The sequence below is a fragment of the Bacillus sp. FSL L8-0193 genome, from assembly GCF_037976065.1.
Classification (GTDB): domain Bacteria; phylum Bacillota; class Bacilli; order Bacillales; family Bacillaceae; genus Bacillus; species Bacillus paralicheniformis.
The window spans coordinates 810887-825798 of the sequence record NZ_CP150261.1; the positions used below are offsets into that span (position 1 = coordinate 810887).

At 45.1% G+C, this 14912-nt stretch carries 14 protein-coding genes; 11 read left to right on the forward strand and 3 right to left on the reverse strand.

Annotated features, from left to right (window positions below):
* The first annotated feature begins 11 nt into the window (after positions 1 to 11).
* Complete coding sequence (locus tag MHH76_RS04020) at positions 12 to 932, forward strand: DUF5655 domain-containing protein (protein WP_339224031.1); 921 nt, start codon at positions 12 to 14, stop codon at positions 930 to 932.
* A gap of 199 nt (positions 933 to 1131) precedes the next feature.
* Here the strand turns inward: MHH76_RS04020 and MHH76_RS04025 are convergent, their stop codons facing one another.
* Positions 1132 to 2019, reverse strand: a complete 888-nt coding sequence (locus MHH76_RS04025) for an EamA family transporter (protein ID WP_043054559.1) — start codon at positions 2017 to 2019, stop codon at positions 1132 to 1134.
* 136 nt (positions 2020 to 2155) lie between these two features.
* On the opposite strand from MHH76_RS04025, the gene MHH76_RS04030 reads away from it, so the two are divergent.
* From MHH76_RS04030 to MHH76_RS04060, 7 genes are all read left to right on the forward strand, one after another.
* The gene (locus MHH76_RS04030; RefSeq protein ID WP_043054166.1) at positions 2156 to 3577 is read left to right on the forward strand and encodes a PLP-dependent aminotransferase family protein; all 1422 of its coding nucleotides are present in this window, start codon (positions 2156 to 2158) and stop codon (positions 3575 to 3577) included.
* Positions 3578 to 3678: 101 nt separating this feature from the next.
* Positions 3679 to 4596 (forward strand): DMT family transporter, encoded by a 918-nt coding sequence (locus tag MHH76_RS04035; protein WP_080781391.1) that lies wholly within the window; start codon positions 3679 to 3681, stop codon positions 4594 to 4596.
* A 119-nt stretch (positions 4597 to 4715) separates the two neighbouring features.
* Positions 4716 to 5435: a YebC/PmpR family DNA-binding transcriptional regulator gene (locus tag MHH76_RS04040; protein ID WP_003179658.1), complete on the forward strand. Its 720-nt coding sequence runs from the start codon at positions 4716 to 4718 to the stop codon at positions 5433 to 5435.
* 144 nt (positions 5436 to 5579) lie between these two features.
* On the forward strand, positions 5580 to 5789 hold the full coding sequence (locus tag MHH76_RS04045; protein ID WP_020450493.1) for a helix-turn-helix transcriptional regulator: 210 nt from the start codon (positions 5580 to 5582) through the stop codon (positions 5787 to 5789).
* Positions 5773 to 6096, forward strand: coding sequence for a DUF2178 domain-containing protein (locus MHH76_RS04050; protein ID WP_223254874.1), 324 nt, complete (start codon positions 5773 to 5775; stop codon positions 6094 to 6096). Before MHH76_RS04045 ends, MHH76_RS04050 begins: the two co-directional genes overlap by 17 nt.
* 159 nt (positions 6097 to 6255) lie before the next feature.
* Entirely contained in the window at positions 6256 to 7713 is a 1458-nt protein-coding gene (locus MHH76_RS04055; protein WP_043054168.1) for an aldehyde dehydrogenase family protein, read from the forward strand.
* 16 nt (positions 7714 to 7729) lie between these two features.
* A complete protein-coding gene (locus MHH76_RS04060; RefSeq protein ID WP_043054169.1) occupies positions 7730 to 8581 on the forward strand; it encodes a methyl-accepting chemotaxis protein in 852 nt (283 codons plus the stop codon).
* A gap of 157 nt (positions 8582 to 8738) precedes the next feature.
* On the opposite strand, the gene cyoE is transcribed toward MHH76_RS04060, so the two are convergent.
* The gene (cyoE, locus tag MHH76_RS04065; protein ID WP_023855785.1) at positions 8739 to 9656 is read right to left on the reverse strand and encodes a heme o synthase; all 918 of its coding nucleotides are present in this window, start codon (positions 9654 to 9656) and stop codon (positions 8739 to 8741) included.
* A 128-nt stretch (positions 9657 to 9784) separates the two neighbouring features.
* Between cyoE and MHH76_RS04070 the strand changes: the two genes are divergently transcribed.
* The 3 genes from MHH76_RS04070 (at position 9785) to MHH76_RS04080 (ending at position 13936) form a co-directional block, all read left to right on the forward strand.
* Entirely contained in the window at positions 9785 to 10390 is a 606-nt protein-coding gene (locus tag MHH76_RS04070; protein WP_020450502.1) for a TetR/AcrR family transcriptional regulator, read from the forward strand.
* A gap of 147 nt (positions 10391 to 10537) precedes the next feature.
* The gene (locus MHH76_RS04075; RefSeq protein ID WP_023855784.1) at positions 10538 to 11962 is read left to right on the forward strand and encodes a DASS family sodium-coupled anion symporter; all 1425 of its coding nucleotides are present in this window, start codon (positions 10538 to 10540) and stop codon (positions 11960 to 11962) included.
* A gap of 84 nt (positions 11963 to 12046) precedes the next feature.
* Positions 12047 to 13936: an ABC-F family ATP-binding cassette domain-containing protein gene (locus MHH76_RS04080; RefSeq protein ID WP_043054170.1), complete on the forward strand. Its 1890-nt coding sequence runs from the start codon at positions 12047 to 12049 to the stop codon at positions 13934 to 13936.
* A 29-nt stretch (positions 13937 to 13965) separates the two neighbouring features.
* On the opposite strand, the gene MHH76_RS04085 is transcribed toward MHH76_RS04080, so the two are convergent.
* Complete coding sequence (locus MHH76_RS04085) at positions 13966 to 14880, reverse strand: LysR family transcriptional regulator (RefSeq protein ID WP_043054171.1); 915 nt, start codon at positions 14878 to 14880, stop codon at positions 13966 to 13968.
* Between the last annotated feature and the right edge of the window lie 32 nt (positions 14881 to 14912).

Consider the following 14912-nt stretch of genomic DNA (forward strand, 5'->3'; position numbering starts at 1 on the left):
GGAGCGCAGCCATGAATCTCTTTCAATTACACCATCAAGATATGAAAGAAATCCGGGAAATACCGTTTGAGAAAGAAAAAGACATACAGCACCTATGTGAAAAAAATTTAAAGCAATTATTAGGCCTCAAGTTCATTGCCTCTGAGTTTCGAGTCGCCGGATTTCGGATTGATACGCTAGCATTTGATGACCAGACACAATCGTTTGTTATTATTGAATATAAAAACAAGAAATATTCAAGTGTAATAGATCAAGGCTATGCTTATCTGTCCATCATGCTTAATAATAAAGCTGACTTTATTCTTGAATATAATGAAAATCAAGAGAAGCTTTTAAAAAGGAACAGTGTCGATTGGTCGCAATCAAGGGTCATCTTTATTTCGCCTGAGTTTACTACACACCAAAAGGAATCCATTAATTTTAGAGATTTGCCGATGGAATTGTGGGAAATCAAAAGGTATGAAAATGACCTGCTACAAATGAATCCTATCAGACCAAATGGGGCATCAGGGTCGATAAACACAATTTCGAATCAAAGTGAAGCAATTGAACAAGTGAGCAGGGAAATCAAAGTTTTCACAGAAGAAGATCATCTAGTCCGTAAGCCTGGTGAGGTGATTGATCTATACCAGCAGTTAAAAGAAGAGATTTTAAATGTGGGTGACAACATATCTGTCAAAGTAACAAAGCTATATATCGCATTTACTGTTCATAAGCGTAACATGGTAGACGTTCTTCTCTTAAAAAAGGGCTTAAAAATTTGGATAAATGCCAAAAGAGGCGAGTTAGATGATCCCATGGATTTATTTAGGGATGTCGCAAACACCGGCCACTGGGGGAACGGTGATTATGAAATTCAAATCGATGATGAAAAACATATCGAATATATTGTTGATTTGGTTAAACAAGTTTATGAGAAAAATAAAGTTTAAGAGCCTTTTCCATATAAAAAGGCTTTTTTCTAATGTGAAACCATTCTTTGCCTGACAACTGATCGATTAAAAAATAAAACGAGATTGCAGCATCCATTGGGAAATTTTCGTTTTCGCAAGCGGCGCCCATTCCATTGAAAAAGGATGCCCCCGGGTCCGGACATCCTTTCTAGTTTTCTTGGAGATAAGCAGAATTAAATTATTCGAGTTTGTAAATGCTATTTTTCGTTCCTCTGTATGTAAACAGTACACCGCCTATCGTTATGATTCCCCCGGCAAGTGATAGGAAAGCGGGAATTTCGCCTATCCATACCCATGATATGAAAAGTGTTGCGGCTGGCGTTAAATAAAGCGAAATCGCGGCCTCTGAAGATCCTCTGTACGAGGTGATATAAGCAAGCGCAAAATATGGGACAACTGTAGGGAGCAATCCTAAATAAACAACACTTGCAGTAGATTGAATGGAAGCATGAGAAAGCTCTTCTAATAGCCCGGGCAAAAAGAACAGCATGGGGATCGTTCCTCCCCAAATCGCATATGAAACAAATGGGATAAAACCGTATTTTTGAATGTAGCGCTCTTGAAAAACGAAATAGATGCTTTCACATATGGCGGCCAGTAAAATGGACAACACCCCAGCCGCCGTGTTTTCAAAGTTTCCGACGCCGAGTGATATAAGCATGACGCCTAAAAAGCTGATCCCTGATCCGAGCCATTTCGCTGCACCAAATCGTTCTGCGAAAAACAGCCTCGCTAACAATGCTGAAAAAATAGGCGTTGTCGTGACCAGGAGGCTTGCCATTCCAGCGCTGACCGTTTCCTCGCCTTGATTGAGCAATGTGTGGTAAGCGGAAAATCCTAAAAAACCGAGCAGCAAAATGATGGGGATGTCCTTTGCTTCCGGCAGGCGCATCCGGACGGCAGCAGCCAGCAATATTAGAGCCGAAGAACCTGACAGCAGCCGAAGCAATGTGAGGTGCTGAGGCGTATAATCCTCCAGCCCGACTCGAATCCCCGGAAAAGCCGAAGCCCAAAAGCCGATCATCAGGCAGTATGACAACATGATGTACATCCTCTGTTTCTTCATCATTTTTCAATCTCCTTTTTAAAAAAACCAACCGGTTTAAATGTGTGTATCCATCTTAATGGACGTTTGGTAAAATGGCTTCAACCAGTTTTGAGAATATAAACCCAACCACTTATCGATAAAAGGAGATCCATTTATGCCCCGCGTGCCAAAATACAAACAAATCATTCAATTTATAAAAGAGAAGATTGCAAATGGAGAATGGCCGATCGGCACCAAAATTCCGAGTCAGCGTTCATTGGCCAAACATTTCGCTGTGAACAGAAGCACGGTGATTACAGCTTTGGAAGAATTAATAGCCGATGGATTAATAGAAGGCAGAATGGGGAAAGGCACGATCGTTATAAACAATACATGGACATTGTTGGCCAAACATTCGACCCCTGATTGGGATAAATACGTGGCAGCCGGATTCCAGCAGCCCAGCCGGAAAACGGTTCAGGAGATTAATCAATCTGAATCGAATTCAACATTGATACAGCTCAGCAAAGGCGAACTTTCAAATGAATTGTTTCCGCTGGACATTATGAAGGAGATGATGGAGAAGGTTGCTCATAACATGGATGCCTTTGGGTATGAGGAGCCAAAAGGTTATCTTCCTTTAAGAGAGGCGTTGAGCAGCTATTTACAAACGGTCGGCATCCACGCTTCCCCGTCTTCCATCTTAATCGTTTCCGGCGCGCTGCAAGCATTGCAGTTAATCGCCATGGGGCTTTTGCAAAGCGGATCAACCGTTTTTCTTGATCAGCCGTCTTACCTTTATTCGCTGCATGTCTTTCAATCTGCGGGAATGAGGATGGCCGGATTGCAAATGGATGAAGAAGGCCTCATGCCAGAAAGCATCAAGATGACGCCAAACATGCGGACGAGAGCCATTTTGTACACCAACCCTTGTTTTCAAAATCCGACCGGAGTGTTAATGTCCAAAAAGCGGAGGGAAGAGATTCTGGCTTTCAGCGAACAACACCACCTGCCTATCATTGAAGATGATATATACCGCGAATTATGGATTGATGCACCGCCGCCTGCTCCAATGAAAGCGTTGGACAAAAACGGCCGCGTCTTATACATTGGCAGTTTTTCGAAAACGTTGAGCCCGGGATTAAGAATCGGCTGGATCGTCGGCCCGGAGCCGGTCATTGAACGTTTATCAGATATTAAAATGCAGACGGACTACGGCTCGAGTTCACTGTCTCAGAGAGTCGCAGCCGAATGGCTGACATCTGGGCTTTATCAGAAACATTTGGAAAACGTCAGAGAACAGCTAAAAATAAGAAGAAACTTTGTGTTGCATGTGTTAAAAACAGAGTTGGAAGGACTCGCGGAATGGAGCGTTCCAGCAGGCGGCTTCTTTATTTGGCTGAAGATATTGCCGCCGGTATCCATGAAAACTCTTTATGCCAAATCACTTTCAAAAGGAATTCTCTTTAATTCCGGCGCCATATACGGGCAGGAAAGAGGCGATTACATGAGGCTGTCATATGCATTTGCTTCCTGTGAAGACCTGAAGAAAGGGATTACGCAATTAAGCGGACTGATTAAAATGCTGTCTGGTTGATGTGCATGAGTTGAAAATATTTATTCCAAAAGAAATAAATTTTACCTTATTTTTGTTAAACTTAAAAAGGATTTTAAATACATCATGACAGGAGAAACCTTATGCGGAACCCAATTTCAGTTTATTTTTCTTTAGCTCTCGCCATGGCGATCGTCGGGAGTTCGGTTGTTGTCGGCAAGCTGATGGTGAAGACGATTCCGGTGTTTTTGTCGTCAGGCATTCGTTTTTTTATCGCGGCTGCCGTTTTAATGATCTTGCTTTTTTGGATTGAGAAAGGCATTCCCGCTCTATCGAAAAAAGATGTCTTTGTTCTTTTGCTGCAGTCTTTTACGGGTGTCTTTCTGTTCAGCATCTGCATGCTTTACGGGGTTAAGCTGACGACGGGGATGGAAAGCGGCATTATTACGAGCACGACGCCGATGGCTGTCGGTATTTTGGCTTTCTTTTTATTAAAAGAAAAAATAGAAAAGAGAATGGCCGCTGGCATCGTGCTGGCCGTTATCGGCGTGATGGCGATCAACCTGTTCGGGGCCGGCGGCGAAGCAGGGAGCCCTTATGCATTGATGGGAAATCTGTTAATCGCGGCCGCAGTGATCGGTGAAGCGATGTTTACGCTAATGGCAAAATTGCTGTCGCCTCATATTTCCGCATTGGCGATTTCGGCGTTTGTTTCCTTGTTCGGTTTTTTGTTTTTTCTGCCGTTTGCGGTCATTGAGGCTGTCTCGTTTGATTTTAGCGGTCCCGGACTTCTTGATTGGTCATATGTCCTTTATTACGCGCTGATTGTTACGGTGCTTGCTTTTTACTTATGGTACAATGGCGTGACGAAAGTGCCGGCGAGCGTTTCCGGGATTTTCACTTCGGTTCTCCCCGTATCGGCCGTTGTGCTCTCAGGCGTCATTTTGAAGGAGCAATTCTCACTGGTTCATTTGACCGGAATCGTGTTTGTAATTGCAGGAATTTTCATTACTGTTTTGAAAAAAGAGCAGAAGAAAGACAGCGGAAAACTCGCATCTTAAGACGGATTTCCAAAAAAATGTCGTAAATTCGATGCATCAATTTGATGAAATCGCCTGGCCCTGCGGTATAATAGATTTTGTGAATGAAAGATTCAATGTTGAAAGAGAGTGGTTACATCATGGGCCGTAAATGGAACAATATAAAAGAGAAGAAAGCGTCCAAGGATGCGAATACGAGCCGAATCTACGCCAAGTTCGGCCGCGAAATCTATGTGGCGGCAAAGCAGGGAGAGCCCGACCCCGAACTGAACCAGAACCTGAAATTCGTGCTAGAGCGCGCCAAAACATACAATGTCCCGAAAGCGATTATTGAGCGGGCGATTGAAAAAGCGAAGGGCGGTTCTGAAGAAAATTATGACGAACTGCGCTATGAAGGCTTCGGGCCGAACGGAGCGATGGTGATCGTTGACGCGTTGACAAACAACGTCAACCGCACGGCTGCCGATGTGCGCTCCACATTTGGCAAAAACGGCGGAAACATGGGTGTGAGCGGATCTGTCGCTTACATGTTTGATCCGACGGCCGTCATCGGCTTTGAAGGGAAAACGGCTGATGAGACGCTCGAATTATTGATGGAAGCGGATATTGATGTCCGTGATATTTTAGAAGAAGACGATGCGGTGATCGTCTATGCCGAGCCCGATCAGTTCCACGCCGTACAGGAGGCGCTGCAAAACGCCGGCATCACAGAGTTCACGGTGGCCGAGCTGACCATGCTCGCGCAAAATGACGTCGCCCTTCCTGAGGATGCGCGCGCGCAGTTTGAAAAACTGATTGACGCGCTGGAAGATTTGGAAGACGTTCAGCAAGTTTACCATAATGTCGATTTAGGGGCGTAAAAAGAAATCGTGAAGTAAAAAGATAGATGAACAGGCGAAAGTCTGTTTTGTCTATCTTTTTTTATTTGTAAAGTTAACTTGACACCTGATTTTTTGTTAAGTATACTTTACGTATAGTAAACTTTACATTCCGATGGAGGAAAGATGAAAACGTTAATAAAGGAAAAGCGCACTTCGCTGAACATGACACAAGAAGAACTGGCTAAAAGGCTCGATGTGTCAAGGCAAACGGTGATTTCCCTTGAAAAGGGGAAGTATAAACCTTCACTTGTTCTGGCGCATAAACTGGCTCAAATTTTTGAATGTCTGATTGAAGATTTATTTATTTTTGAGGGGGATGAAAATATTGACTGAAACGATGACAAACACACTGATCGCTTTAGCAGGTTTAGGAATAGGCGTGCTCGGGATCGTAATTATATACAGTGTGAACAAACGGATTGGAAAAAAAGAGAGGCTGTTCGATGAACGCCAGCAGAAAATTAATTATCAGGCTAAGGCGCTCTCCTGGAACATTACAATGGCGGCTATTTTAATGGCCTGGACATTGGCAATTATTTTCCAAGGGATTTCCTTTTCATTTTTCTTAATAACAGGTTTATATATCCTGCAATGTTTATCAATGCTGATCACAACCGTTTACCTTGCGCAGAAAAACTAAGATGGTGCTGTTCCCCTTTGTATCCGGATTTTACCGATTTATCGGTAAAATCTTTTTTTATATCCAAAAGACCCATAAGATTGAATTTTCTTGAAAGACTGCCGATACATAAGATGTAGTCTAACTTTTCCCAAAACTGTTTGATAGGAGATGGACTGAATGATTCAAATGACTGACCTCAACCGTCAATACATAGGAGGGGAATGGAGAGACGGCCAAAGTGAAAGCGTCTTGGCCGATCTGAATCCTTTTACCCATAAAACGATTACCTCTTTTCGGAAAGCGACGCGGGAGGATGTCGATGCGGCGTACAAAGCTGCGCTTGGGGCGAAAAAGAAATGGGATAACATCAATCCCTATGAAAAAAGAGCGATTTTAGAAAAAGCCGCGGCTTATATTGAAGACAATAAAGAAGCGATCGTGTACCTCATTATGGAGGAACTTGGCGGAACACGGCTGAAAGCGGCTTTTGAAATCGATCTTGTCGTCAATATGATCAAAGAAGCGGCAGGTTTCCCGCTCAAAATGGAAGGTAAAATTCTCCCTTCACCGGTTGATGGGAAAGAAAATCGGATATACCGCATTCCGGCGGGAGTGGTCGGTGTCATCAGTCCGTTCAACTTTCCGTTCTTTTTATCTGTAAAATCGGTTGCACCTGCGCTTGGCGCAGGGAACGGCGTTGTCTTAAAGCCGCATGAAGAAACACCGATTTGCGGCGGCACGCTGATTGCAAAGATTTTTGAAGAAGCCGGTCTTCCGGAGGGACTTCTGAATGTTGTCGTCACGGATATCGGGGAAATCGGCGACAGCTTCGTTGAGCACCCGATTCCGAGAATCATCTCGTTTACCGGATCAACGAAGGTCGGCAGCTATATCGGGCAGCTGGCGATCAAACATTTTAAAAAACCGCTGCTTGAACTCGGCGGAAACAGCGCATTGATCGTTCTTGAGGATGCCGATTTGGAATACGCTGTCAATGCCGCGGCTTTCAGCCGCTTCACACATCAGGGGCAAATCTGCATGTCGGCCAACCGGATTCTCGTTCAAAAAGAAGTGTATCCGGAATTTTTAAAGCTGTTCAGCCAAAAAATCTCCGGGTTTAAAACGGGTGATCCGCTGGATCCTGAAACTGTGATCGGCCCTGTCATTAATGAACGCCAAGCTGAACATTTAAGAAAATCGATTGAGAAAGGCATCGAAGAAGGCGCCACACCGCTTCTGAAAGGCGATATTAAAGGCAATCTCGTCGAGCCGACGATTCTTGCGGATGTCACGTCTGACATGTCTGTCGCCAAGGAAGAGCTGTTCGGCCCGGTTGTGTGCGTCATGCCGTTTGAGACCGAAGCAGAAGCGGTTGAGATCGCGAATGACACTTCGTTCGGACTGAGCGGAGCCGTACACACGGGAAATGTGGAGCGCGGCGTTGCCATCGCGAAGCAAATCGAGACGGGCATGATCCATGTCAATGACACAACGATCAACGACGAGCCACATGTCGCTTTCGGCGGTGAAAAGCAATCTGGAATCGGCAGGCTGAACGGTGAGTGGAGCCTTGACGAATTTACAACGTTAAAATGGATTTCCGTCCAGCACCAGAAAAGGATTTTTCCATATTAAAAGGAGGATTTGATACATGAATGAAGCAGTAAAAACGGACATCCACCCGCTGCTGGATGCTTTTGTGAAAGTGGCGCCGTTTCTGAATCAGCTGATTCAGGACGATGTGACAGTGGGGATTTACGATACTGAAAAGCTGATCGTCAACATTCCGGGAAAGACATTTTCCCTTGATGTCAAAGCGGGTGATCCTTTGCAGGAAGGCGATATTATTACAGACGCCATCCGCCAAAACAAAAAGAAAGTGAGCATGGTGCCTAAGGAGCTGTTCGGCTTTCCTCTTGCGGCGAGAGCGATCCCGCTCCATGACGAGAACGGAAGAGTTATCGGCGGAGTCGGACTCGGCACGAGTCTTGAAAAATCGGATCAGCTTCACCGCGTCGCGGAAAGCCTGTCGGTCATCGTCGAACAGACGGCCTCAGCCATTCAGGATATCGCCGAATCTGTCAGCGGATTTTCCGGACAAATGTCCGACATTTCCAAGCAGGCGAAAGAAGTCAGTGAAAGCGCCGGAGAAATTGAGAAAATTTCGGTTACCGTAAAAGGTATTTCAGATCAAAGCAACCTGCTCGGACTGAACGCGGCGATTGAAGCGGCGAGAGCCGGAGAATCAGGAAAAGGGTTCTCCGTCGTCGCCGACGAAATCCGCAAGCTTGCGACACACTCAAAAGAAAACGTCGGTCAGATTGATCAAATCACGAAGAAAATCCACGCGTTATTGAAAGACCTTGAGCAATCGATCGAAGTCATCAATGAACATACGAGCGGCCAGGCCGCCGGCGTTGAACAAATTTCCGCCACCATGCAGGAGATCAGCAGCAACGCGCAAAACCTCGCCAAGATGGCGGAACACCATTTTGAAGACTAGATATAGAAAAAAACTGCCTGACAATGTGTCGGCAGTTTTTTTACTAACACTACTACACTAGCGATTGAAATGACTGCCGTAAATATGGCCCATGAGTATGCTCTTTCCCGTCACACTGGAATTCCTTCAAACGTGTAAAAGAGACGATATCAAATAACTATATATTGAAAATAACTCCAATAAGAGAATAGATAATGACAGTCGAAAAAAGAATTGTCATATGAATCAGAGAGTAAATAAACATGGATTTTGCCCATTTCTCTGAATCCATTTTTTTGTAACCATACACACTAAGAACCAACCATATGACACCTAATATAAGGGAAACAAGCATAATGCCGAGGCTCAAAGAAATAAAAAGGAGACTTGTCCCGATAAGGATGATTAAATAAATATTAGTTTGTATATATGTTCTTTTAACTCCTTTGATAACAGGGAGCATTGGAACTTTCGCAGCCTTATACTCATCATTTTTTCGAATGGCTATAGCATAGAAATGAGGCATTTGCCATATCACAGATGTCACAAAAAGACCGAGAACAGCAGGATGTGTGATGTCCGGATAGACAGCTGACCATCCAATAAGAGGCGGCATAGCTCCGCCGATACTCCCGACCTCTGTATTGTAAACTGTTCTTCTCTTACTCCACATGGTATACGGGACAATATAAAAAAACAATCCTAGAAACCCTAGGAGTGCTGCCAGAGAGGTGGTGAAACCAAGGATTATTACACCAAAAATCATCATAAAGATACCGAGCCATAGAACTGTTTTAGGCTTTATTTCTCCTGTAACGGTTGGTCTGTTTTTGGTTCTCTCCATAATAGAATCTATATCCCGGTCATATAAGTTGTTAAAAGCTCCTGCCGCTCCCATTACTAAAATAGACCCAATTAATGCAAAAAATATTTCTGGTAATTTCTCAGAAAGGCTGATTTTATAAGTATATAAAGATAATGTTAATCCAGAAAACATCGGAATAAGGTTAGATTTAATAATTCCTGTTTTAATGGTTTTTGACAATATGATGGACACAGGTCGTTTATCCGTTTTGATATTATTTTCAATTTGCATGATTCTTCTCCTCTTTTTAATGGCCACACGTTGATTTAGTGAAGTGCTAGTGATACCTTTTAGAATATACATACTATATGGTATGTTAATTCTGAACAGTATGATTGTCAATAAGAGGAGGAAGAAGAATGCTTAGAAGAAGGCTAACCCAAAAAGAGCGAAAAGAGGAAACACGTCAATTGTTGTTAGAATCGGCTGTTGAGATTTTTTCGGAGCTTGGCTTTCATGGGGCTTCTGTTGAAAAAATTGCTGAACATGCCGGATTTAGCAAAGGAGCGGTTTACTCCAATTTTAAATCTAAGGAAGAGCTCTTTCTGGCCTTATTGGAACAACAAATGAATTTACAAGTGAATAACATCGATCAAATCATAAATAATCAGCATTCACTTTCATATTTTATTGAAACAATGAATGATCATTTTGTCTCAGTGGTGAAAGAAAATCAAAAGTGGATGATTTTAAATATGGAATTTCTTCTTTATGTGATGCGTAATGAGTCAGTGCGCTACAAATGGTCTTGCATGATCAGGGAGTCTGTGGACCGGATCTCCAAGTCTGTCGCGAAACTAATGTTGAAAGAGAATCATGAGGTTACGCTATCTTCGGAAGAAATCGCTTGGACTATTTTTTCACTCGAAAATGGTCTTGCGATATTCAATTTTATTAATGGAGAAAGCGTCCCGATGAATTTATATGGAAAAGCGCTAAAAAATTTGCTTTCAGCCTCTGAGTGACTTTTTAATAGAAAAGTTGTACTTTTCAATTTCTAGGCTCAGTGTGATACATTAATTTAAATTTTATTTTAAATTTTTTAGAGGAATTTTCCCCGGGCGAAGCGAAAGTGAAGAATGGGAAATCGCTTTCAAAGGGGGAAGGGGTAAATGAGAGTATATACACCGACTAAACTGACCGGATTGTTATTGGGGCCGATCAGTTTTTTGCTGATTCTCGGCTTGATACCGGAAGCTGAGTTGGCTTACGCGCCGCGGATCGTTCTTGCGGTTACAGCTTGGACGGCCGTCTGGTGGATTACGGAAGCCGTGCCGATTCCGGCGGCATCGCTCTTGCCAGTCATTTTGCTGCCGACATTGGGCGGTTTAGATATGGAAACGACGGCCAAAGCATACGGCGATCCGATTGTGTTTATGTATATGGGGGGATTTATCATTGCGATCGCCATCGAAAAATGGAATCTTCATAAACGGATGGCCTTGCATATTTTGAAGCGGATCGGGGCTGAAAGCCATCGAATCGTGCTCGGCGTGATGGCGGCGACGGCATTTTTATCGATGTGGATTTCGAATGCTGCCACCGCTTTGATGATGCTTCCCGTAGCGCTTGCAGTTATTAAAGAAGTGCAGGAAAAAGAAATTTTAAAAGGCGAATCGCTGCAGAAGTTCAGCAAAAGCATTTTGCTGGCTGTCGCGTATGCGGCTTCGATCGGCGGACTTGCCACATTGGTCGGTTCCGTCCCGAATGCGGTCTTTGCCGCGATGTCAAAACAGATGCTCAATCACGAAATTATGTTTTTTGAGTGGTTTTTATTCGGGTTCCCGGTTTCCGTTCTGTTTCTTGCTATTTTATATGTTTATTTAACGAAAATAAAATTTAAAGTGAGCGCCTTTCAAGGAAAAAAACCTGATTTTATCGATCATGATTTAAAGGCGCTTGGCGCAATGACGAGGGAGGAAAAATCGGTTTTTGCCGTTTTTTTGTTGACCGCATGTTTGTGGATGTTCAAATTCATCCTGCCGTTTCAAATTTCAGATACGTCGATTGCGATTTTCGGAGCGGTTTTGCTGTTTTTAATTCCGAGTACAAAGGATGAACGGATTTTGGAATGGAAGGATATGCAGACGCTGCCATGGGGGCTTCTTCTGTTGTTTGGAGGCGGCTTGTCGCTTGCGGCCGGTTTTTCGGCGACCAATCTGACGGCATGGATCGGCGGCAAGCTAAAGCTGTTGGAAGGCCATCCTTACTTATTTGTACTGATCATTTTGACGGCTGCGATTTTATTTATGACCGAAATCATGTCTAATACGGCTGTCGCCAATATGGTGATTCCGATGACGATCGGCCTTGGCGCCGCGCTTCAGGTCGAGCCGTACGGGCTGATGGCGGCAGCTGCGCTTGCTTCATCATGCGCCTTTATGCTCCCGATCTCCACCCCGCCGAATGCGGCCGTTTTCAGCTCCAATCTGCTGACGATGAAGGACATGGTCAGGGCGGGCTTTTGGCTCAATATCGCAGGTGTCGTCTTGATCGTGATCAGCGTATATTTCTGGCTTCCGGCCGTCTTCCTGTAATGTCCGTGAAAAAGCTCTCACTAGTTTTCTTGCATCATCTGCATTAAAATAAGGTTATGACATTACGTTAGGATTGGTAGACAGATGAGCATTTTTAAAGCGGAAGGTTTATATAAAACTTACGGAGATAAAACATTATTTGACCATATATCGTTTCATATCGAAGAAAACGAACGGATCGGCTTGATCGGACCGAACGGAACGGGAAAAAGCAGTTTGCTGAAAGTGATCGCTGGCCATGAATCGACCGAAAAAGGAGACATCACCAAGCCTGGCAGCCTCCATATCGAGTACTTGGATCAGGATCCTGATTTGGACGGTCCGGAAACCGTACTTGAGCACATTTATTCGGGAGATTCCGTGATGATGCGGACGATGAGGGCGTATGAGCAGGCGCTTCAGGAGCTGAATGCTTCGCCTGATGATCCGAAGAAGCAGGAAAACCTGCTGGCGGCACAGGGGAAAATGGACGAACACGGCGCCTGGGACGCGAATACAGCGGCAAAAACGATTTTAACGAAGCTTGGCGTCGCGGATGTGGCAAAAGAAGTAAGCTCGCTATCAGGAGGGCAAAAAAAGCGGGTTGCGATTGCGAAAACATTGATTCAGCCTGCTGACCTCCTCATTTTGGATGAGCCGACAAACCACTTGGACAATGAAACGATCGAATGGCTTGAAGGCTATTTGAGCGGGTATCCGGGCTCCGTCGTCCTCGTCACCCATGACCGCTACTTTTTAAACCGGGTGACAAACAGGATCTATGAACTGGATCGCGGGCGCCTATACACATACAAAGGGAACTACGAAGTGTTTTTGGAAAAGCGGGCCGAAAGAGAAGCGCTCGCCGAACAAAGCGAAACGAAGCGGCAAAACCTTCTCCGAAGGGAGCTTGCCTGGCTGAGAAGAGGAGCCAAAGCCCGTTCGACAAAACAAAAAGCAAGAATTCAGCGGGTGGAGGAACTAAAGGAACAAGATGCGCCTGAAACCGGCTCTTCCCTTGATTTCGCCATCGGCTCCCACCGTCTCGGCAAGCAGGTGATTGAAGGGGAAGGTGTTGACATCAGCCGCGGCGGCAATCAGCTTGTCCGTTCATTCGATGAACTGATTGTGCCCGGGGACCGGATCGGCATCATCGGACCGAACGGGATCGGCAAAACAACGCTTTTAAACGCGCTTGCCGGCCGCGTCAAGCCTGATGGAGGGCAGATCACGATCGGCCAGACTGTAAGAATCGGATACTATACACAGGATCACAGCGAAATAAACGATGCGCTGCAGGTCGTCGAATACATTAAGGAGACGGCTGAGGTCGTCAAAACGGCCGACGGACAAGTGGTCACAGCTGAGCAGATGCTGGAAAGGTTCCTTTTTCCGCGGAGCATGCAGCGCAACTTGATTCGCAAGCTGTCAGGCGGAGAAAAGAGGCGCCTTTATCTTTTGAAAGTGCTGATGGAAGAGCCGAACGTCCTGTTCCTTGATGAGCCGACAAACGACCTTGATACCGAGACGCTCGGAGTGCTGGAAGATTATTTGGAACAGTTTCCCGGCGTTGTCGTGACCGTTTCCCATGACCGCTATTTCCTTGACCGTGTCGTCGACAGGCTGCTTGTATTTGAAGGCAGCGGAAACGTTTCGCGTTTTCAAGGTTCATACAGCGAATATATGGAGAAGCAAAAGGAGACCAGCCGTCAAAAGCCGGCGCCTGAAGCCGCAGAACCTGCCAAACCTGAGAAAAAGAAAAGAAAGAAGCTGTCTTATAAAGATCAGCTGGAATGGGACGGCATCGAAGACAGAATCGCCGCTCTGGAAGAAAAGCATAAACGGCTTGAAGAGGAAATCGCCGCCGCCGGCAGCGACTTCGCCAAGATTCAGACATTGATGGAAGAGCAGGCGCAAACAGCCGCAGAGCTTGACGAGGCAATGGAGCGCTGGACCGAGCTGTCGCTGATGATCGAGGAGCTGGAACAATTGTAATGGAAGCTGCCGGGAAATCCCGGCAGTTTTTAATTTGTCGGGCTTTTTTCAGCATCGTTACAAAAATAGCCGATTAATTTTTCCTTTAATAAAGACGCCGCCAGACTCAGCTCTCTGTCTTGATGGACGATGAGCCCGTGGGTGGAGACAATCGGGGCAGTCACAGGCAGCAGTTTGAATTGCTTGGCTTCAAGTTCTTGTTTGACGGCGATTTCAGGAATGAAGGCAAAGCCGATGCCGCATTTTACCGCCTCTTTGATCATGGCGATGCTTGGGTATTCCAGGGCGCTGTTTCCTTCAATCCCGGCATCTTGCAATAATCTGCCCGCTTTTGTGTGGTAGACGCAGCTTGTGCCGAAGCTGATGAATGTTTCACGACTAAGAGCGCCAAGGCTCTCAGTTTCAACCTTTTCAGCGAGATCATTGGAAGCGATGAACACCAGCTTTTCTTCGAGCAAAGGGGTAAAAAGGATGTCGGGCCTATTCGGATTTTGCGGTACGATTCCGAAATCGACGGCATGATTTTGCACCTGCTGAACGATATCGTGTTGAAACCCGTTTTCCAATTGCAATCTGATCTTTGGATATTCTTTAATAAAATCCCGGATCAGGAGAGACGCGCGCGTCAGAAAAAACGATTCCTGCATGCGGATGCGGACGGTTCCTTGCGGCTGATCCAGTTCATTCATCGCTTCTTCCAAGGTGCTGCCTAAATGAATAAATTGATAGGCATATTTACTTAGCTTCAAACCGGCCGGTGTCGGCTTCACACCTCTTGACAGCCGGTGAAACAAACGCTGTCCGCAAGCCTGCTCCAAAAGGTGAATATGGCTGGTGACTGTCGACTGTACATACCCCAGCCGATCAGCGGCGCGGCTGAAGTTTTTTTCTTCCATGACGGCGATGAAGGTTTTAAAAAATTTACCCTCTAAAAGCTCAATCATAGCTTGTCATCTCCTTGATATCGAAAATCAAA

Excerpts from the sequence above, each read along its gene's own strand:
- MHH76_RS04020 (WP_339224031.1), top strand. The coding sequence starts at position 12 with ATGAATCTCTTTCAATTACACCATCAAGATATGAAAGAAATCCGGGAA.
- MHH76_RS04025 (WP_043054559.1), bottom strand. The coding sequence starts at position 2,019 with ATGAAGAAACAGAGGATGTACATCATGTTGTCATACTGCCTGATGATC.
- MHH76_RS04030 (WP_043054166.1), top strand. The coding sequence starts at position 2,156 with ATGCCCCGCGTGCCAAAATACAAACAAATCATTCAATTTATAAAAGAG.
- MHH76_RS04035 (WP_080781391.1), top strand. The coding sequence starts at position 3,679 with ATGCGGAACCCAATTTCAGTTTATTTTTCTTTAGCTCTCGCCATGGCG.
- MHH76_RS04040 (WP_003179658.1), top strand. The coding sequence starts at position 4,716 with ATGGGCCGTAAATGGAACAATATAAAAGAGAAGAAAGCGTCCAAGGAT.
- MHH76_RS04045 (WP_020450493.1), top strand. The coding sequence starts at position 5,580 with ATGAAAACGTTAATAAAGGAAAAGCGCACTTCGCTGAACATGACACAA.
- MHH76_RS04050 (WP_223254874.1), top strand. The coding sequence starts at position 5,773 with ATGAAAATATTGACTGAAACGATGACAAACACACTGATCGCTTTAGCA.
- MHH76_RS04055 (WP_043054168.1), top strand. The coding sequence starts at position 6,256 with ATGATTCAAATGACTGACCTCAACCGTCAATACATAGGAGGGGAATGG.
- MHH76_RS04060 (WP_043054169.1), top strand. The coding sequence starts at position 7,730 with ATGAATGAAGCAGTAAAAACGGACATCCACCCGCTGCTGGATGCTTTT.
- cyoE (WP_023855785.1), bottom strand. The coding sequence starts at position 9,656 with ATGCAAATTGAAAATAATATCAAAACGGATAAACGACCTGTGTCCATC.
- MHH76_RS04070 (WP_020450502.1), top strand. The coding sequence starts at position 9,785 with ATGCTTAGAAGAAGGCTAACCCAAAAAGAGCGAAAAGAGGAAACACGT.
- MHH76_RS04075 (WP_023855784.1), top strand. The coding sequence starts at position 10,538 with ATGAGAGTATATACACCGACTAAACTGACCGGATTGTTATTGGGGCCG.
- MHH76_RS04080 (WP_043054170.1), top strand. The coding sequence starts at position 12,047 with ATGAGCATTTTTAAAGCGGAAGGTTTATATAAAACTTACGGAGATAAA.
- MHH76_RS04085 (WP_043054171.1), bottom strand. The coding sequence starts at position 14,880 with ATGATTGAGCTTTTAGAGGGTAAATTTTTTAAAACCTTCATCGCCGTC.